Raw genomic sequence first — 19,467 nt, 5'->3', positions numbered from 1 at the left:
TCCTGAAAATACTCCATTCCCTACTCCCCTCTTTTTTGTTGCTTCTCGTGGACACCAAGCAGATATCGGTGGAATTACTCCTGGTTCAATGCCTCCTCACAGTACGACAGTAGAAGAGGAAGGAATTATTTTTGATAATTTTCTCTTGGTTGAAGAGGGTAATTTTCGAGAACCCGCAGTAAGACAGCACCTTTCAAATCATACTTATCCTGCTCGTAACCCTGACCAAAATATCGCTGATTTTAAAGCACAAATTGCCGCAAATGAACGGGGAGTACAAGAACTTCGTAAAATGGTTTGCCAATACAAGCTCGATACTGTTCAAGCTTACATGAAGTTTGTGCAAGCTAATGCTGAGGAGTCGGTGAGAAAGGCTATCAATCTTCTCAAGGATGGCTCATTTGTTTATGAAATGGATAATGGGGCACGAATTCAAGTTAAAGTGACGATTTACCCAGAAAATCGTAGTGCTACCATTGATTTTACTGGAACTTCTGAGCAACTAAATAGTAATTTTAATGCTCCCAAAGCTGTAACTCAAGCAGCAGTTTTATATGTCTTTCGGACTTTGGTTGATGATAATATTCCACTTAATGCCGGGTGTCTTAACCCTCTAGAAATTATTATTCCGGTTGGCTGTATGCTGAATCCAACTTATCCAGCAGCAGTAGTAGCGGGTAATGTCGAAACTTCTCAAACTATTGTCGATGCTTTATATGGCGCTTTAGGTGTCATGGCTGCTTCTCAAGGAACGATGAATAATTTTACTTTTGGTAATGAGCAGTATCAATATTATGAAACTATCTGCGGCGGCTCTGGGGCAGGAATTGATTTTGATGGAACTGATGGTGTTCATTCTCACATGACTAACTCTCGTTTGACCGATCCAGAAGTTTTAGAAACCCGTTATCCTGTACTTTTAGAAAGCTTTAGTCTTCGCCCCGATAGCGGTGGTAAAGGGCAATATTCCGGTGGTAATGGAGTTGTGCGCCGCATCCGTTTTTTAGAAACCATGACAGCTAATATTCTCTCTGGACATCGGGTTGTCCCTCCCTTTGGATTAAATGGTGGGGAAGCCGGGATTGTCGGACGCAACTGGATACAACGTCAGAATGGAATTGAAGAGAATTTAGACAGCACAGCAACAGTAGAGATGAAACCTGGGGATGTTTTTGTGATAGAAACTCCTGGAGGCGGCGGATTTGGTAAAAGATTTTATTTGTAATAACATTTATCAATCCAAATTCGCATTTCTTCTTCTGAACCAAAACAGGCAGAACGTCCTGTCATTGGATCGTAGGCACGCCAACAACAAATGTGACCGTGCCAGTCTGATTCCTGCCACACTTGGAGGTCAGAAGCACTAGCCATCCAAATGGTAAAATGCTGCCAATATTTTCGTAAATTTAACAGTAGATTAAATTTCTTCATAGTGAAAGTACCTGATGAATAGTGAACTATTACTTTTACTTTCACGTAATAATTTTCAACTGAGAAGGTACAGTTTTGGCAGATTTGATCTAGTACAGTTAAGCGCCATTCCAACTGGTATAGTGAAAAAACTCCTAACTGTACTAGGTAAAGTTGAGAGAAATAGTTTATATTGCCAGTATTGGTGATTATTTAATCATTGACGAGTGCGCCAAAATGAAAATTTTGTTAGAACGACAGTCACACAAACCGATTTATTTACAGATCAGAGATCGCATCAGCCGTCTCATTAAATCTGGCGCACTCAAAAGTGGCGATCGCCTCCCTTCTATCCGTTCTCTTGCAGACAGTTTACAAGTTAACAAACTCACGATTATTGAAGCATATAACGTTTTAGAAGCAGATGGTATTGTTTCTGCTCGTCAGGGTTCAGGATACTTTGTCAGCAGCATTTCTCCTAAAAGCACCAACCTAGAATCTAAATTTGCTCCAGCCCAAAATGTCATAATTACAAAACCAGGAAAGTGTTCTTTTTATGAGATGTATACTCCACTGGTGCAAGCACAAACACAGCCAGGAATGATTAATTTTGGCTACGGTTATCCTCGTCCACCCAAAGATATTAACCTCATTGCCAGACGAGCATTAAGACAAGATGATGCTGATATTTTCTTTCCTCATGAGATGCCTCAAGGACAACTAACTCTGTGCAGACAAATTGCCCAGATGCTAGTACATCAAGGATTAGAGGTTTTTCCAGAAGATTTGATTATTACTAATGGCTCTCAGCAAGGGTTGTCATTAGCTATGAATTATTATGTACAACCTGGTGATTGGGTGATTGTCGAAGCTCCCACCTATTATGGTGCAATTTCTATCTTAGAAAATTTAGGAGCTAAGATTATTGGCATTCCCATGACTGCGGAGGGAATGAATTTAGATTTATTAGAGCAATATCTACACAGCCACCGCCCGAAATTAATTTATACGATTAGTACCTTTCATAATCCAACAGGATTGACGACAACACAAGCTCATCGTCAGCAATTATTAGCATTAGCCGAAAAATATGAGTGTCCCATTTTAGAAGATAATGCTTATGAAGGAATAAATTTTGATGCTGTGCCAGCGCCAATTAAAGCTTTAGATAAAAATAATTTGGTCACTTATTTAAGTACCTTTTCTAAAACTTTAATGCCTGGTTTACGAGTGGGCTATATGGTAGTTACAGGTAAGCATTATCAAGCAATTATTGAGCGGAAGTTGCTCCATGATTTGCACACATCCAGTATTTCGCAAACAATAGTTAGCGAATATCTCGCTTCAGGACATTACCGCCGTCACCTCAGCCGGCTTCGCACAGATAATCTGCAAAGTCGTAATACTATGCTGCAAGCTTTAGAGCGTTATTTTCCTGAAGAGATCAGGTGGACAGTTCCAACGGGTGGGTTATTTCTCTGGGTACAGTTACCAGATGATATTCCAATTGGGACAATTCGTAAGGAAGCTCTTGCACAAAATGTCTACTTGGCGTGCGGTTCGGCATTTTTCCCCGATAAGCAGGGTTATCCAGCGATGCGTCTGACTTTCTGTCTCCCGCCAGAGGAGATTGAGCAAGGTATTTCGATTGTGGGTAAGTTGCTGAAAAAGTATATTGCCAAAGGATGTATAGATACAGAGCGGCTTGTCGTTAAACATCGCATATCTAATGATCAATCGCTTGTTCAGAGTTTGTAGGTTAGCATAGATGTCCTGATCTACTTCGCGCTGAAGGTGATTTACACAATGCGCCACATTTTTGAAAAGAGATTAGTATTTCATTCAATGCATCCATGTCAATTAAAAATGCATCATGTCCGTGGGTTGACTTCAGCCAAGCTAGTTGAGCATTAGGGATTAAATTTGCCAATTCTTGTTGCTGTACTGGAGGATAGAGGATATCAGAATCAATGGCGACAACTAAAGTCGGTTGCTGGATGCTTCGCAGAACAGATTCATAATCTGATAAATTAGGAACTGTGCGATCGCTTTGAGCGTTCTGCTAGATTAATCAACGGTCATTCATCAGGTTTACCGTATTTTATAGCTATTTTTAGTTAATCAAACATACTGTAGGGATGCACAGCTAGCTATGGGCCTCTACCAAGAATTCTCATTAAAATAGATTAAAAACGCTGTAATCTAAAGCATTTTTGACAGAAATAATTTTATCCCTGCAAAAACTGTTCAAATAAATTAGGGAACCGACATTGAACGAGAATTAATCATCCCTGCCTCTTGAATAGTTGAAAAAGCAGTTTCCCCGATGATGCGATGAGCCGCAGATGTCGGATGAATGCCATCCCAGAACAAAAACTGATCTGGTTTACCGCAGGTGCCAGAGCCAGATAAACATGGACTGCTCACATTGGTAAAGTTAAAGGCTGCCGGATTTGCGTTGGCGTAGCCCGTCGCAGACATCGCATCTCGATACAGCGCGTTAGCATCTAATTGCACAATCTCCACATCGGAATGCTGTTGACTAAGTACCTTAAGCGATCGCCTCAAGCCTTGATTATGTGCTTGTGTTAATGCACTGAGGTTCCCAGAGTTCGCACTGTTTCTAGTAGCAGGTAACTGTCCTAAATCTGGTAAATTTGCAACCAGAATCTTTCTAGCACCCACATCAGTTAGAGAATTGATTGCCGTTGTCACATTTTTAACAGGAATAGTTGCACTGCTTACCCCTTGCAAATAATCATTTGCGCCTGCCCACAGCACATACAAAGCATCTGAATTCGGATGTTGATGTGTCTGCGTAAACGTCTGCACTTGATTTAGCAAGCTAGGTACATAACTGTTGCCAACACTGCCAGTAGTTGATCCTCCGTAAGCAAAATTGTGAGTTTGCTTAGAGGAGAGATGGAGTCTTTCGGCGAGATACTCAATCCAAACCCGACCATTCGAGTAACGCCCCTGAAAGTAAGTTGGATTAGGTGGGTACATTCCTCCTGTCGCACGGAATACCATCCCTGTATCCGAAAGACTATCCCCAAATACATAAAGTTCTGTGATGGGATGAGTTTTATCCATAAATTTTGCCGCTACAACCATGATAAATATAAGGAGAGCAAGTCCCGTTCTTAAAAGCCACTTTTTTCTTTGCATTAAACTTTTCTGCAAACCCTAAAGACAATAGTTTTTACAACTGTTGATGATTATTGGTGTGAGTAAAGATTGAGCTTGCAATTGAGCACTTCTCTAACTTAACAAGCTAGCTTCAGAGCTAGTGAGCAAAACCGGATACTTTCAGGTGTGGATTTTGCCAATTGTCTTAATGCAACGCTGTTGTGTTTTTTAACATCTCCTCACTAAACGTTATCGCCGAGAGTAGGACACCAAAACCTTTATGTAGCGCGTTACTACGTATATTTAAAAAATTAAATATGAGTTTTATACAGATAAATACACTTGTGTTACTAAATTTGTAGATATTCAGGCATTCTTGCCCATTAGGAGAACTCAAGAAGCAAATTAAAAATTGCATAAATGTTCAACTCGCCTCAGTTAAGTAATTGGAAATTTCAACCAATCTGTTCTTTGTCTGGACTTAAAGGAGTCAATTTATCCAGGAACTCTACTTCTGTTAGTTACCTCCAGCCTTTCAATCTAGTTACTTTTGCTTATCAGGGAGGTTTGAAGCAGCACGGGATTCCTAGCGGAGAAACGCTAATATTTCAAACTCAGAACAGAAATATTATTGCAAAAGATTTAGTGAAGGCTGCTGTTAATGCAGATAAATTACCATCACAAGTTTTAAATGACCAAAATTATCTAAGCGCTGTTAATTTACAACTCAACACATTGCCTGATTAAGTAACTACGCAAAATTAATTACAGTCATTGCGAACGTTCGCGCAGCGTCTCGTAGAGAAGCAAAGCAATTCCAGCCCTTGCGATTGCTTCATTTCGCTTCGCTGCATTCGCAATGACATTGTGTAATTAATTATGTTTACCTACTTATGCTGCTGCTGATTGATTTGGTTTTTCTGATATCTTTTAAAAAAGCGAAATTTTTATTATAGTATATTCGTGCGCTTGTTACCAATATAAATAAAAGCCTTTCTTACGCAGAAAATACTGTGTATAAAAGAGAATTTTATCTTGAAAAACAAGTTCTAAATTTTGAGATAAGTTGTGTATATAAGTTGTATTTATAGTGGGCGAAAGACACAGAAAATTGTATAATCGACAGCTTACACAAATTTCCTTTTCTATAGAGAATGACAGAAGTAATTAAATCCGGGAGCCTAAATAACATCGAGTCCATTGAGTTTGAAAAGCGGTGCTTGCACAAAGCCAGAGAAACAGGCGATCGCAATAGGGAAGTCGTTTGTCTAGGAAGTTTGGGTAATGCTTACCACTCACTAGGCGAGTATCACCTGGCAATTGAGTTTTATCAGCAGTGGTTGGATATAGCGAAAGAAATAGGCGATCGCTTAGGGGAAGCTAAATCTTTATCTGGGTTGGGCAATGCTTACCAATCACTGGGAAAATACCAGCGAGCGATTGAATATTATCACCAGTGGTTGAGTATCACCAGAAAAATAGGCGATTGGACTGGGGAAGGTATTTGCTTAGGAAGCTTGGGCAATACTTATGAATACCTCGGCAAGTATGAGCAAGCGATTGAGTATTATCAGCAGTGGTTGAGTATCACCAAGAAAATAGGCGATTGGACTGGGGAATGCATTTGTCTGGGAAGTTTGGGCAATACTTATGAATCCTTGGGACAGTACCAACTCGCAATTGAGTTTTACCAGCAATGGTTAGAACTGGCAAGATTCATCTGCGATGCCTACGGCGGGCAATGCCAACGCAACGGGGAAGCCATGGCCTTAAGTGCGTTGGGCAATGCTTATAATGCTCTGGGACAGTACCAAAAGGCAGTTGAATTTCATCAATATTCATTAGAGATCAGAAAAAATCTTGATGATCAAAATGCAGAAGCAAACGCCTGGTTTAGTTTGGGTCTGGTGTTAGAAAAAATCAATCGAGAATCAGAAGCGATGGATGCTTTTTGTCATGCCCGCAAAATTTATCAGACAATGGGACTAGATGCAAGTCTGCAAGATTGTAACCATGCCATTGAGCTTCTTTCTCAAAATGTTGCAAGTGCAGTATCTCCTTTGTGGTTTGGGAGATGGTTCAGTCATTTGTCGCAGTTCATCAAAGCTTATTCTAACCAGTAATATCTGTCACCACTGATTTAGGTAATGTGAGGATGTTTTAAAAAGCTTTGGCGATTAGAAATCGCTAAAATACATGAAAATACGCTTTTAAAACATCCTTTAAATATAGCCAAATTACATCAAGAGGACGGGTATCGATTGAATACCGAAACTGAGCCTTTGCTATCAAAGGAAAGCACAGAAAACGGGTCTTTTCTATCCCCCATCTCCATCCCAGGAGTGCCTACAGGCATTTGGGGAACAGATAAACCAGTGACATTTGGCTTTTCTTGAAGCAAACGTTTGATATCGTTTGCGGGAACGTGTCCTTCGATAACATATCCATTAACAATTGCTGTGTGGCAAGATGACAAATTATCTGGCACATTATACTTTTGTTTGACTGTTTCGATGTCAGGCGTGGAAAAGTCTGTGATTTGAAAACCTTGTGCCTTTAAGTGGTCAATCCACCCGCCACAACAATTACAATCAGGGCTGTGATATACAGTAGCATTTAGGGCTGTTGATTTTAATGGTGTCTGTTTATCTTGAATACCCTTAGTGGTACTTACTAATTGAGCATTACTCACAGGAGCAGTGCTTCCCAATATGCCCCACATCCCTACTGTTAGACAAATTATTACCACTGCACGTACAGCAACATGTACCAAGATAGAAGGTAAGTATTTTTGCCACCAATAAATAAATTGTTTGTACGACATCTGAGACTTCCTAAGTAAAACATTACATAAATTTGTTGTAACAAATTCTCTTCAAAAAGACTCTGCGTATCTATGCACTTACTTTGCGTTTAAAAACGCTACAATTTTACGCGGTAGAAGTCATTGCAACAGTGCTAGTATGTCAAATATTGGCATTTTGTAGCTTCTAAGTTGTCGTTCTAGAAGACAACAACTCTACTACATCAGCCCATTAATTTTCTATATTATTGTTTGTTTTGGCGAAGGTACTGAACTATTAACTCATTTGCACCACTTGTAGGACAACAGCAAGCCATAGAATTACTCACTCAGGCTGCCCTTCAAAATCGGGTTGCTCCAGCGTATCTATTTGTGGGGCCAGATGGTGTAGGAAGAAGTTTAGCAGCCAGGTGTTTTGTGGAATTGCTATTTTCTAGCGAGATGGGAGTCACTGCGGCTTTACAAAACCGTTTGCGTCAAGGGAACCATCCAGCTTTGTTGTGGGTGCAACCGACGTACCAATACCAGGGACAACGATTAACAGCAGCAGAAGCAGCCGAAAAAGGACTTAAGCGTAAAGCACCACCTGTAATTCGGCTAGAGCAAATTCGGGAAATAACCGAGTTTCTCAGTCGTCCACCCTTGGAAGCACCAAGGAATGTAGTGGTGCTGGAAGAAGCCCAAACAATGGCAGAAGCAGCAGCAAATGCTTTACTTAAAACCTTAGAAGAACCGGGACAGGCGACGTTAATTTTAATTGCACCTACACCTGAGTCTGTTTTGCCAACTTTAGTGTCACGCTGTCAACGCATTCCTTTTTATCGCTTAGATGCACAGTCTTTGGCTGTTGTACTCACACAAACTGGTCATCAAGATATTTTGCCAAATCAGGCAGTATTGAGCATAGCAGCTGGCAGTGCCGGAAGTGCGATCGCATCTTACGAGCAATTACAAGCTATTCCCTCTGAGTTACTCGAAGACTTAAAAAAAGTTCCTGCTTCTTACCGCAAAGCCTTGGAGTTAGCTAAGAAAATTGATAAGGATTTAGATACAGAAGCCCAACTGTGGTTAATTGATTATCTTCAGCAATTCTACTGGCAACAGTGGCATCAACCCAGCATCATCAACCAGCTAGAACAATCTCGTAAATACTTACTTTCTTACGCTCAACCACGGCTAGTTTGGGAATGTCTGCTTTTATCTGTATGTCAAAAATAAAATTCTATCTACTAACTCTTGCATAAAAACCTCAAGTCCTTTAGCAATATTAAATGATATTACTTAAGTACCCGTAAATGTTAGTACTTGTGTATTATTAATAATTAAGCTACGCCAAGCGTCTCCTAGAGGATACAGTGAGTTAAGAGATTGCCCCAAAACACTGAATTTTGCTCAATTGTCAAAGCTTCATAGCAAATAAAAGTCTTGCGGGGGATGACTAATAAAGGCTGTCCGATTATTGTTTTTGAAGATTGTACCCTGACTCATGATGAACTTACCGCAGACAATTCCAGTTCTTTTTTTAGGGACTATCTTGGCTGTGCTTTCACCCCAAGTTTGTCCTGCTTTCACTGTTCAAGAGGTAGTTAGCCTTGCCAAAGCATCAAGTGATTTACCAGTAGTCAAATCAGCAGGACTGTCCCCCGATATGGATGTACCTTGGTCGAAAGCCGTGAGAATCGTTGACCCTTTTGAAGGGGAGTTTCTTGGGGTTTTTGACCGCAACTCCTTAGATGGCTATTTGTTCCGTGAGGGTTCAACGCAAGTTATTAGTTTGTGGACTACTTCGAGTATTCGAGTTCTCGTAACTGTTAATTCGGGTGAAGCAAGGTCTCCTTTCTACACCGCAGGCCGTGTGTATCCTAGACCTGAATTTCTTAGGTTTGTCACTACCAAGAAAGTCGATAAACTTTTACTCAAGGTCAGGGAAAAAGTTTTTCAATTAGACGGTTCAACCGGCACTTTTCCTATCAGTCAAGAATTAGCCACTGTTTTAAAAAATGCTCCAGATGAGAACTTAGACATCAGACTAGTCTTGGAAGGTGGTCAAACTGTTGATAGCGAAATTGGCAAAGGAACAGTGAAAGCTTGGCGAAACATTTATTAAGCGATGTTTTAAACAGCTATGCTTACGCATTTTAACCCAAGGATTATCTAGTCTTAAGGAGGATAAATTTTTTCCCATCTCATCAATAATTTCAATAGTAAAACTTATTTATAAATTTAGGAAGAACGAACATTATTACAGGATTTAGATTTATTTAATTAAATACTCACTTTTTCATACTTAAAGTGCAGAAAATAAGGAAATATTCTAAAAATTGTTATGTCTAAAATTTTTTATAAATAGAGCGGTGACGATTTAGTTGTTAATTTATGCTTTATTTGTCTTGATATTGAGAGGGCACAAATTTAATCAATAGTTAATTTTTATCATGCTAAGAATAGCACCATAAATTGAGAAGCAAATTAAAAAATGGCATCGATATACAGTGATAGAGATGTAGAAATTTAGATATGAGATTCATCAAATTCATGACAATGATCTCTAATTACCAGATAAGTAGGTATCGTGGCGATCGCTAACCTTTATGAGAATATTAGTCTGAAACGCCCAACTAAGTAGCCCTTCGTAGACATAATTCTTTAATTATCACTACTTTGAGACTGCTGGTAGCGACGCAGAACAAATTGCATATTTTTTTACAACCCTCTTCACCAACTACCTGAGAAAGCGATCGCCACGACAGAAAATCGGCTTGTTTAATGTAGTCGTGTTTATAACTTATCTGCACCGCAATTTCCACATAGGTATGTCCTAGCCAACTTCCCAGTAAAACTAGAGATTAAACGTCATTGAGTCTTTGCCCAAAGGTAGAGTATAAAAGGCTATTGACTATATTCAGTGGCTCTTGTACCGTCATGGGTTAGCTTGCTTTATTTATAGGTTAAACTTATGAGATTTCTGTTTTTAATGAGATTTTTGCGTTAAATTTTACATTCATTTACAGTAAAAACTCGCTTTATGTCACTGACAGAGCGATGTCTACGACGGGCTATTCGGCGTCGCACTTGGGTTAATAATTAATAGAGTATAGTTAAATTAAACCGTACCTCTCAAGTTATAAAAAGGACATCAACTCTATGAAATTTGGTATTGATATAGGGCACAATTGCTCTCCAGATACAGGAGCAACAGGCATAAAACAAGAAGATGCTTTAACAAAAGCAGTTGGGGCACAATTAATACAAAAACTCAAAGCAGCAGGTCATATCGCTATTGATTGCACTCCCACAAACGCTAGCAGTGTAACCGACTCTCTGAGACAACGAACTAATAAGGCGAATGCCAATAACGTTAATCTCTATATTTCGATTCACTTTAATAAATTCAACGGTATAGCCAATGGTACAGAAATTTTTGCTATTAGTAATGCATCACAAGGTATTGCTCAATCAGTTCTTAAAGAGATTATTAAACTTGGTTTTCATAGTAGAGGGGTTAAAAATACAGGTTTCTTTGTTCTAAAGAATACACAAATGCCAGCTATTTTAATTGAGTGCTGCTTCTGTGACTCTAAAACAGATATGGATCGCTTTGATGCTGAAAAAATGGCCGAAGCAATTAAAGATGGATTAATTGGTGAGTCAAAAGATGAAGTTAAATCTGATAAAAGTTACATTTTGCAAGTTACAACAAAAACAGTTTTAAAACCCTCTACAGAACAGGCATCAGAGCTACCAAAAGAATCTATATTTGATATTGAGCCAGGAAGTTACCCCGTTTTAGATGTCCGTTTTGAGGAAAACCATTATTGGGTTAAGTGGCCTGATAAAACTAAAGTAAACCGAAACGAGCATTTTATTTTTGCTGGATACAGCAAAGTTATAGAAAAAGATTAGGTATAAATAGCTAATTTATTCGTAAACACCTAAATTCCCGACTTTTCTAAAAAGTCGGGGATGTAAAAAACTTTTTAATAGGCAAATATATGTCATTGCTTGATGATTTAGTCAACAATTATTTCAATAAAGATTTAACAACAGTATTTATAAAAGTTGGTATTGCAAATGGAAAAATTACCGAGATTAATCGGCAAATTTTAAAAGAAGTTACCCTCGCGCAATGGTTATTAGAGTCTGCTAGAGGCAAAAGTGAGCTTGCTGTCAATGCTAACAATTTTGCCGGATTAAAATGGCGAGTTCCTGACATGAAAGGGTTTGCCGAACCGTTGAAAATCAAAGTTCCTTCTGAGCCAAAAGAAGTTGAGTTCTGTAAATTTACAGATATAGATGCTTTTATTATTGGTTATTGGAAGTTTTTAACTCGCACTCCCTATAAAGGCTTAGAAGATTATACGAACACGCCAGAAAACTTCCTTGGCTTTCTCAAGGCTAAAGGCTATTCGTCCGATCCTAAATATGTGAGTAAAGTTGTGGACTTACTTCCAGAGGCGCAAAAGTTACTGGCTAATGCAGGTGGAGTTACCATTCCCCCTTCAGTGGAACAACTACAGTTAATTCGTGCGCCAAAAGAAGTTGAATCAGGGCAAAATTTCCGGGTTGAAGGCGTAGCACGTTTAGCTGACATTGGCAAAGTTTTGTCGATTATGATTGACAATCAATTTCCAGTCGCAAGTGTAACAATTAATCAGGACGGCAAATGGCAATTTGATTTCGTCTTGACACAAGAAGGCGATCGCCGCATGATAATTGCCATTGATGATCAAACTCTAGAGATCGGCATTAAAGTTGTTGTTCCTTTCGATAACAAGGACGATGAGAACACTCAACAACCTACAGCATCGAGTTTACCAGGAGCAAAGGTAATTAAACTCGGTGGTAGTGTGGGAATTGGGGGAGTCAATAAAGCTAATGATGTTAAGGCTATTAAGGCGCGATTGCATGAGCTAGGCTACACATGGGTAGGTAATCCTAACAGTGCAGACAGAGACAGAGGACTATTTGACGCAATCAAACTATTTCAGTCAATTATTGCTGGTAGCAGTACTGTTAACGGTGATGGTCGAGTTGATGTTGGGGGAATAACCCATCGATGGTTGCAAGCAGCTAATGCACCACGGTGGGAGTTAATGCCAAAAAGCGATCGTGATAATGGTTTCGTTAACGGTGAACTAGAAGACATCCAAGATAACCACGATTTTGGAACACACTGGTTAGCTGATGTTATTCAAAAAATTGCCCAAGATTATCAAAACAGTTATCGTAACACTCACCCTACATCTGCTCCATTCGCAATTAACGATGTTAGTCTTCCTCATGGAGGCGATACTCCCGACCATTATGGACATGAAACTGGTATGATGTGCGATGTTTACTTACCCAAAAAAAAGGGAGATTTCGGTGGCATCTTTTGGTCTAGTTCTGAATATGATCAAGATGCTGCACGAGCTATTCTCAAGTCTATTGGTAAGCAAAAGTTGGTACGGGCAGTGTTTTTCAACGATCAACAGCTAATTAGAGAGAGACTTTGTGTTTCTCTGAGTGGTCACGATAATCATATTCATTTTGAAATTAACCCACCAGTGAGAAGCTAATTCTTAGTGAACTGATGCGTTAGAGTTCACCACTCTGCAAACTTTAGTACTTGACCAACCAAAAAATGATGGGTGAAGGTAAGCAGAGAAGATAGGGGGAGAAAATAACTTGATTTTTTTACCATAAGCTCCCGTAACCTGTCATAATCCCTGTGATCTGAGAGCATCCAAATCCCCAAACTCTTATCTAGCAGATATTTCAGGTTTGTTTATATTTTTTCCCGCAAAATGTTAGTTTGCCAGAATTTTAGGGAACTCTATAAATAAGCATGGGAATTATCAAACCTAATGGCTGTAATACAAAGACAATACGGTAGCTTTTGCTACCGTTTACTCATTTTTAGCTAAAACAAATAGATATCATCATCTTCACCAAAAGAGACATTTACCAAGAGGACATAGTGAATTAATATTCTCCTTTGGTAATATTTAAGACGTAGAGAAGCATAGAGGCAGAGGAAATGGGTTAGTTTTAATATTCCATTCCCCATTCCCCACCCATTTAATGAACAGTCTGCGCTAGGGTAGGAATTGAAACTCAATTTGTGATTTCCTGTGCCTCCCTGCAAACGTCCAGTTGTATTTCTAATTTGGGCTGTTCTACTGACTTCGTTAACAGCCTGTGCTAACAGTCCAGTTGCCAAAAACCTTGAGGAATCTTTGGCGGCAGATCCCAACCTGCAAAGCAATCCAGTTGTCTTTGGAGAATCTCAGAGTAATCAACCGCAAGCACAGCAAAACGAATCAACACTTCAGTTACCACCTGATTTTCCCAAAGATATCCCACTATATTCCAATGCCAAACTACAGGAAGTTACACCTGTTAGCGGGTCAGAAAACAGAATCTCAACTCGTTGGTTGAGTTCTGACCCCAGCAACTTTATTGCTAGCTTTTATAGTAGCCAGTTTCAAACAAATAACTGGCAGATTTTGCAACAGCCAACAGATGATGCAGGAGGTGTGTTTGAGGCACGTCGTAACGATTTGCTGTTGAAGGTTTCCATTCAGCCTAAATCAGTTACTAACGCCACACCTAATCAACCCCAAACAGCCACCGAATTACTGATTGACTACGTACCGAATAGTACTGCAACGGCACAATCTACCCCGGCTACAAATCCTAACGAAACTACTAACGCCGTTTCTCAACCAGGAGATTCCCAGTTTATTGGCCCCGTACTACCCGCAAACTTGGCAGCACAGCCACCAAGCACGGCTAATAACCAAACAACTCCTACACCCACAGCCGAATCTCAGGAATTCAACGATCTGAATAAGGCACCGCAAGAATGGCGGCAACACATCCAAGATTTGGCTGCATTAGGTGTTTTATCTATAGAACCAGAAGCAACCAAGGGCAACTCTAATAGCACAACTAACCAGTTTGAACCCGGTAAAATTGTTACACATCGGGAATATGCTCGTTGGCTAATTGCTGCTAACAATGCTATGTATGCCAGTAATCCAGCTAAACAAATTCGCTTGGCATCAGAAACTACTCAACCAGTTTTTAGTGATGTGTCCGCAAAAGACCCTGATTTTCCAGCAATTCAGGGATTAGCTGAAGCTGGGTTAATTCCGAGTCCTTTGTCTGGAGATTCTACAGTAGTTTTGTTTCGTCCTGATGCACCCCTAACGCGGGAACAGTTGTTGCTGTGGAAATCACCCCTAGATACTCGCCAAGCTTTACCCTCTGCTAACTTAGATGCGGTCAAACAAACCTGGGGTTTCCAAGATGCGGCGCGAATTGACCCCAAGGCTTTAAGAGCAGTGTTGGCTGATTACCAGAATGCCGAACAATCAAATATTCGGCGAGTGTTTGGTTATACGACTTTGTTTCAACCCAAAAAACCAGTAACTCGTGCTGAGGCTGCTACGGCTTTGTCGTATTTCGGCAGTCAGGGTGAGGGTGTATCGGCTAGTGAGGCTTTGAAATTAAAGCGAAGTTAAAGTCAAGTGATGCCTACGACGGGTTAACAGGTGGAGCGCACTGTTGTACTTATTCATTGATTTATCGCTATGACAATAAATCCCAAAAGTATATTAAGATTCGCCATGAATGGGGCAATGGTGGCTATCGGCTCAGAGATTTAGACAAAGATGGACTGCCAGAGTTTGATAGCCAAGACGATCACTTTGCCTATGCTTTTACAGCCTATGCTGGTTCTGGCTATCCTCTGCAAATTTGGCATTATCGCCAAGGGAAAATGGTTGATGTGACTCGTCGCTATCCCAAATTAATTTCTAATCATGCCTCAGAGCTATGGCAAACTTATACCCAGGCACGGCAACAAGGCGATGATGGCAAGGGCTTTTTAGCAGCTTATTTGGCAGATAAATATCTACTGGGTCAAGGACAGGATGGATGGAGGCGAGTGCAGCAAGCTTACAAAAACAGCGAATCTCCTTCCCTCCGGGACGCTACGCGAACGGAGACGCTTCTCTACGAGACGCTACGCGAACGCGATCGCACCAAATATTTCGGCGATTTACGTAAGTTTTTACGCGAAACTGGCTATATTAAATAAAATTACTTTCCCTCTTTTAATTCACGTCGTGCGGCTGCTAGAATGATACGCTGTTCAGCACGAGCGATCGCTTGATAGGTTCGCTCTACTGCTTCCGGTTCAACGGAAATGGATGTTATGCCCCATTCCACTAACTTATCGATGATTTCTGGATAGATGGCTGGTGCTTGACCGCAGATTGAACAAGGGATACCGGCACTTTTAGCCATTTGGATCAGTTGAGCGATCGCACTCATAACTGCCGGATGACGTTCATTAAATACTTTTCCTAGCTGTCCTTGCTCTCGATCCACTCCGAGCAATAATTGGGTCAAATCATTTGTACCAATAGAAATTCCGGCTGCACCTGCTTTGACATATTCTGGCAGTAAAAATAGGACGCTTGGCACTTCTGCCATCATCCACAATTGAAACTCTGACACATCTGTTAAAAGAGCTTGCTCAACTTTACGACGGCAAAAAACAAATTCTTCCACAGTCCGCACAAAAGGCAACAGTAGATTTACATTACTGTAACCAGCTTGCTGTACAGTCGCTAAAGCTTGCAGTTCTAACTCAAAGACTGCGGGATTTCGTAAATAGCTAAAAGTGCCACGTTCACCCAACATCGATTGTGTTGATGATTGTAAATTATCACTCAATGATGGTAAATCTTGCGGCCAATCTAAAGAACGATAAAAAACTGGTCTTGGTGCAAAGGCACGGGCAAACTGGATAATCTGCTCTGACCATAGCTGTAACAATTCTGCTTGCCGCCCACCTAAAATCCAACTATTAGGATGTTGCCCAGACAATATATTTAGTACCATCAATTCTGAGCGCAACAATCCCACTCCATCCACAGGGAAGCTTTGCACTTGTTCTATTAAACTGGACTGGCTCAAGTTAACCAGCAGTTGGGTAGCAATCATAGGTAGATGAGAAGTAACAGGACGGGATGGGGAGATCGGAAGATGGAGAGGATTTTCTGACATTTTCCTCCTCTCCATCTCTTTTTCGCTCCCACTTTCCCCTTCTTCTTTGATCCGATAAACTTCTCCTCTGTCGCCATCGAGTAGGAGTCGTTCGCCAGTTTGGATTAAGGTTGTAGCAGATGTTGCATTAACTACTGCTGCGATACCTAATTCTCTAGCAAGAATTGCAGCGTGGCTAGTTAATCCGCCTTGTTCAGTAATAATACCACCAACTTGGTGCAGTAATGGTAACCAATCAGGTGCGATCGCTGTTATTACTAAAATCACTCCCTTGGGTAATTGTTCGGGTTTGTGTTGCGGATTAGTAATTACTAGGGCAGTCGCCACAACACGTCCTCCTGCCGCCCCTATTCCCCTAATGAAGTGTCTGTGGTTAATTACAGATTGGGGAGAACTAACTTGTGTTATGTAGAGCTTGCCAGATGTATTTTGCCCAGCGATAGTCCATTTAATGGTAAAGCTTTTACCCAGTTCACTCACCAGTTGAGTTCCTAGAGCAATTATTTGTTGGATGTATTCTTCTTGTAAAGCGTACTGTTTTTGTTGGGCTTCCTGAATTAAGTAGGTACTTAGACAAGCGTGATCTGGTGTTAGCGCTGATTTGGGTACGAGTTGCGAAAGAGCTTCCGGTGCTGCATCATCCACACCATAAGCGAGCATTTTATTGCCCAACTGTTGCTCAAGCACAATCCCGGTTGCCTGTTGAATATAGTAAACATCTGGCTGGACTTCGCCAAGAGCGATCGCAATTCCTAATCCCCAAGTAGCTTCAATTTCCCATCCAGAGGAGTTGGCACTTAGCAAGCCACTGGCGATCGCATTCTCAACAGGTTGAACCAAAACGGCTAAACTGATTTGTTGCAGATTTATTCCTGCCCGTTGCCAATATAGTAGACTTCTCGCACGAAATATCTGGCTCCAGGTACGCTTGAGGGCAAAAGCGATCGCTTCTGGTTCGCACTGGCAAAACACTGACTCCAGCAAACCAGATATATTATTTATACTTAAAGTAGCATTTGATACTGCTAAAGTAGGTCGAAGAATCAAACAGCCAGTTTGCCATTCTCTAGCTGCTTGGAAAATTTTATTTACCCAATCCTGTGGCACAGTCGCAGTGAGTATTTCTTGGCGCAACCCACCAGCTACCTGCTGAAGTTGACGCCAATTAGCTACATCTAGGTGTAACGAAGAATGGGGTAAGTCAGCCACTAATGACTCTGAACTATTGAGATTTTCGAGAAATTTTCGCAAAATTTCTGCCGAAACTACAAAACCAGGCACCACCGGATAGCCACGCTGCATGATTCTGCTCAAGTAAAATGCTTTATCGCCTACTTTGGCGCGGTCTTGTAGTTTAATTTGGTCTAGCCAGTAGAGTTTGTCCACTCAATTTGTTAGTTGTCAGTTATCTATTTGTAGCCATAGCCATTTCCTCCTAGTACGTTATCAGCCGGAAATCCATTGACTCTCTACTAGGAGGAGTTTCCAGCATTTACGTTTAATTTGCCGACCTATTAGTGGTTAATTGCCAGTTACACAATGTATTGCTGTAATTCGACTCTTTTGTAAATCAAATATTTTCCTTCCTTTAGCCTCTCTTACCTGAAATCGGGGGTTTAGTTGTTTGAGCGAGTTGTAGATGGCGGTATCATATTTTTTAATTATTTAAGTGTATGGGTTAAATCTAGCAATTTGAGGTAGAGTTTTATGCGCGACTTCCGCCTTGCGATACTAGTAGATGTGGCGAAAGTGTGCATACCTTTAACAATAGGATTTTGACCCAAGTCTTGTTAATTTATATATATAGTACCTAGATTTATGCAGTGCTGTACTAATATATAAAATTCTCTATACCAGACTAAGCATTGTCAAACACTTACTATCTTGCAACTAATGATTTGCTAAATATCAGCTTCCGGCTGTGCCTTGCATTGTTTATTGGAGCAATTATCGGCTTAGAACGCCAAATTAGGGGTAAACCAGCCGGTTTAAGAACTCACATGCTGGTGAGTTTAGGTTCAGCCGTGTTTACTCTCATAATTATGCAAACAGATGGGTCAGAATCGAGCCGTGATGGACTTAGCCGTGTGATTCAGGGGATTGCAGCCGGTGTAGGATTTCTCGGTGCTGGAGAAATTGTGCGTCAATCTTCTCAAGAATCACAGCGACTTGAGATTCACGGACTGACATCAGCAGCAGCTATTTGGGTTTCAGCTGCTTTGGGAATTGCTGCTGGCTGTGGTTTGTGGCAGTTAGCATTAATCGGTGGTTTGCTGACTTTTTTGGTTCTCACCGTTTTTAAAAGGTTAGAAAAACGTGATTAGGGAACTCCAAGAATTGAAGAAAGAGACAAGGGGACTAGGGGACAAGGGGACTAGGGGACTAGGGGACTAGGGGACAAGGGGACAAGGGGACTAGAGGACAAGAGGACTAGGGGACTAGGGAACTAGGGGACTAGGGGAGGATGCTTTATTGCCGAATTACCCAAACAGAAGGGTTATTAATCATACTCACCAATCCTCCAAGGACTCGGTTATAAAGTCCATACAATTCTCGGCCTTGTTCTAAATCTAAATAATTACATTTAACCGCAAACTTTAGCCAGACTTGAGTTTCTGCCGCCTCTGCTTCACAATCATTAAGTTTAGCCACAAAAGCTGCCTTATATCTTCGCTTGCGCCAAGCTTCAGCTAAATTAGCACACACGGAACGAGATGATCTGCGAATTTGGTCAGTTAAGGAATATCGCTCCTCAACAGGAAATTTTTTCGAGATTTCAAAGATTTTCATTGCTGCGGAGAACGCCAGTTGATAAACCTCTAAATCTTCATGACTCTTGATAGATTCTTTTCCCATCCCCTTGTCCCTTGTCCCCTTGTCCTTTCGTCCCCTTGTCCCCTTGTCCCCTTGTCCCCCTGCCTCCTACTCCGTTTATCTCCATCATCCACTTACGAGAGATAATCTCAGTAGGCGTTATCTTAAAAAATAGTGCGTGGGCATAATTACATATCCAGCCCAGTTTGCCGAATTCAGCACAAACTCACGACAAGTAATAGCTTGCAAGG

The 19,467-nt window shown here is 40.8% G+C and carries 17 protein-coding genes; 11 read left to right on the top strand and 6 right to left on the bottom strand.

The genetic code is table 11. From position 1 onward, the window contains the following. A partial coding sequence (locus tag VE944_RS02370) for a hydantoinase B/oxoprolinase family protein (RefSeq protein WP_324971697.1) occupies positions 1-1,225 on the top strand: 1,225 nt, incomplete at its 5' end. On the opposite strand, the gene VE944_RS02365 is transcribed toward VE944_RS02370, so the two are convergent. Beyond that, positions 1,216-1,431 (bottom strand): hypothetical protein, encoded by a 216-nt coding sequence (locus VE944_RS02365; RefSeq protein WP_324971694.1) that lies wholly within the window; start codon positions 1,429-1,431, stop codon positions 1,216-1,218. The two genes, VE944_RS02370 and VE944_RS02365, sit on opposite strands and share 10 nt — an antisense overlap. 153 nt (positions 1,432-1,584) lie before the next feature. Between VE944_RS02365 and VE944_RS02360 the strand changes: the two genes are divergently transcribed. Then, the gene (locus tag VE944_RS02360; protein ID WP_475483616.1) at positions 1,585-3,168 is read left to right on the top strand and encodes an aminotransferase-like domain-containing protein; all 1,584 of its coding nucleotides are present in this window, start codon (positions 1,585-1,587) and stop codon (positions 3,166-3,168) included. A gap of 498 nt (positions 3,169-3,666) precedes the next feature. Here VE944_RS02360 and VE944_RS02355 read toward each other — a convergent pair whose 3' ends face one another. Further along, positions 3,667-4,524, bottom strand: coding sequence for an SGNH/GDSL hydrolase family protein (locus tag VE944_RS02355; protein WP_324971691.1), 858 nt, complete (start codon positions 4,522-4,524; stop codon positions 3,667-3,669). A 435-nt stretch (positions 4,525-4,959) separates the two neighbouring features. Here VE944_RS02355 and VE944_RS02350 point away from each other — a divergent pair, with 435 nt between their 5' ends. Together VE944_RS02350 and VE944_RS02345 are read left to right on the top strand one after the other, a co-directional pair. Next, a complete protein-coding gene (locus VE944_RS02350; protein ID WP_324971688.1) occupies positions 4,960-5,286 on the top strand; it encodes a hypothetical protein in 327 nt (108 codons plus the stop codon). Positions 5,287-5,693: 407 nt separating this feature from the next. After that, on the top strand, positions 5,694-6,662 hold the full coding sequence (locus VE944_RS02345) for a tetratricopeptide repeat protein (RefSeq protein ID WP_324971684.1): 969 nt from the start codon (positions 5,694-5,696) through the stop codon (positions 6,660-6,662). A gap of 119 nt (positions 6,663-6,781) precedes the next feature. Here the strand turns inward: VE944_RS02345 and VE944_RS02340 are convergent, their stop codons facing one another. Beyond that, a complete protein-coding gene (locus VE944_RS02340; protein WP_324971682.1) occupies positions 6,782-7,363 on the bottom strand; it encodes a DUF411 domain-containing protein in 582 nt (193 codons plus the stop codon). A gap of 255 nt (positions 7,364-7,618) precedes the next feature. Here VE944_RS02340 and VE944_RS02335 point away from each other — a divergent pair, with 255 nt between their 5' ends. Then, complete coding sequence (locus VE944_RS02335; protein WP_324971700.1) at positions 7,619-8,560, top strand: DNA polymerase III subunit delta'; 942 nt, start codon at positions 7,619-7,621, stop codon at positions 8,558-8,560. A gap of 268 nt (positions 8,561-8,828) precedes the next feature. Beyond that, entirely contained in the window at positions 8,829-9,449 is a 621-nt protein-coding gene (locus VE944_RS02330; RefSeq protein WP_324971679.1) for a hypothetical protein, read from the top strand. Positions 9,450-9,960: 511 nt separating this feature from the next. Here the strand turns inward: VE944_RS02330 and VE944_RS02325 are convergent. Further along, the gene (locus tag VE944_RS02325) at positions 9,961-10,137 is read right to left on the bottom strand and encodes a hypothetical protein (protein ID WP_324971675.1); all 177 of its coding nucleotides are present in this window, start codon (positions 10,135-10,137) and stop codon (positions 9,961-9,963) included. 349 nt (positions 10,138-10,486) lie between these two features. On the opposite strand from VE944_RS02325, the gene VE944_RS02320 reads away from it, so the two are divergent. The 4 genes from VE944_RS02320 to VE944_RS02305 all read left to right on the top strand — a co-directional run bounded on the left by VE944_RS02320 (position 10,487) and on the right by VE944_RS02305 (position 15,428). After that, the gene (locus VE944_RS02320; protein ID WP_324971672.1) at positions 10,487-11,245 is read left to right on the top strand and encodes an N-acetylmuramoyl-L-alanine amidase; all 759 of its coding nucleotides are present in this window, start codon (positions 10,487-10,489) and stop codon (positions 11,243-11,245) included. Positions 11,246-11,334: 89 nt separating this feature from the next. Further along, positions 11,335-12,900, top strand: a complete 1,566-nt coding sequence (locus tag VE944_RS02315) for a glucosaminidase domain-containing protein (protein WP_324971668.1) — start codon at positions 11,335-11,337, stop codon at positions 12,898-12,900. A gap of 555 nt (positions 12,901-13,455) precedes the next feature. Next, positions 13,456-14,850 carry an S-layer homology domain-containing protein gene (locus VE944_RS02310; RefSeq protein WP_324971665.1) on the top strand — a complete coding sequence of 465 codons (1,395 nt, stop codon included), beginning with the start codon at positions 13,456-13,458 and terminating at the stop codon, positions 14,848-14,850. Positions 14,851-14,906: 56 nt separating this feature from the next. Further along, positions 14,907-15,428, top strand: coding sequence for a hypothetical protein (locus VE944_RS02305; RefSeq protein WP_324971663.1), 522 nt, complete (start codon positions 14,907-14,909; stop codon positions 15,426-15,428). 2 nt (positions 15,429-15,430) lie between these two features. Here the strand turns inward: VE944_RS02305 and VE944_RS02300 are convergent, their stop codons facing one another. Then, positions 15,431-17,788 carry a putative PEP-binding protein gene (locus tag VE944_RS02300; protein ID WP_324971660.1) on the bottom strand — a complete coding sequence of 786 codons (2,358 nt, stop codon included), beginning with the start codon at positions 17,786-17,788 and terminating at the stop codon, positions 15,431-15,433. 479 nt (positions 17,789-18,267) lie between these two features. Here VE944_RS02300 and VE944_RS02295 point away from each other — a divergent pair, with 479 nt between their 5' ends. Next, positions 18,268-18,726, top strand: coding sequence for an MgtC/SapB family protein (locus tag VE944_RS02295; protein WP_324971657.1), 459 nt, complete (start codon positions 18,268-18,270; stop codon positions 18,724-18,726). A 145-nt stretch (positions 18,727-18,871) separates the two neighbouring features. Here the strand turns inward: VE944_RS02295 and VE944_RS02290 are convergent, their stop codons facing one another. Beyond that, on the bottom strand, positions 18,872-19,258 hold the full coding sequence (locus VE944_RS02290; protein WP_190960517.1) for a four helix bundle protein: 387 nt from the start codon (positions 19,256-19,258) through the stop codon (positions 18,872-18,874). Positions 19,259-19,467: the final 209 nt, after the last annotated feature.

This window comes from Nostoc sp., from assembly GCF_035638895.1.
In the GTDB taxonomy this organism is placed as follows: domain Bacteria; phylum Cyanobacteriota; class Cyanobacteriia; order Cyanobacteriales; family Nostocaceae; genus Nostoc.
Note: the sequence above shows the minus strand (reverse complement) of the source record. Positions and strands in the feature narration are given on the sequence as shown.

Coding starts and splice junctions, on each gene's coding strand:
- VE944_RS02340 (WP_324971682.1), bottom strand. CDS start 7,363: ATGTCGTACAAACAATTTATTTATTGGTGGCAAAAATACTTACCTTCT.
- VE944_RS02355 (WP_324971691.1), bottom strand. CDS start 4,524: ATGGTTGTAGCGGCAAAATTTATGGATAAAACTCATCCCATCACAGAA.
- VE944_RS02350 (WP_324971688.1), top strand. CDS start 4,960: ATGTTCAACTCGCCTCAGTTAAGTAATTGGAAATTTCAACCAATCTGT.
- VE944_RS02290 (WP_190960517.1), bottom strand. CDS start 19,258: ATGGGAAAAGAATCTATCAAGAGTCATGAAGATTTAGAGGTTTATCAA.
- VE944_RS02320 (WP_324971672.1), top strand. CDS start 10,487: ATGAAATTTGGTATTGATATAGGGCACAATTGCTCTCCAGATACAGGA.
- VE944_RS02365 (WP_324971694.1), bottom strand. CDS start 1,431: ATGAAGAAATTTAATCTACTGTTAAATTTACGAAAATATTGGCAGCAT.
- VE944_RS02315 (WP_324971668.1), top strand. CDS start 11,335: ATGTCATTGCTTGATGATTTAGTCAACAATTATTTCAATAAAGATTTA.
- VE944_RS02330 (WP_324971679.1), top strand. CDS start 8,829: ATGATGAACTTACCGCAGACAATTCCAGTTCTTTTTTTAGGGACTATC.
- VE944_RS02345 (WP_324971684.1), top strand. CDS start 5,694: ATGACAGAAGTAATTAAATCCGGGAGCCTAAATAACATCGAGTCCATT.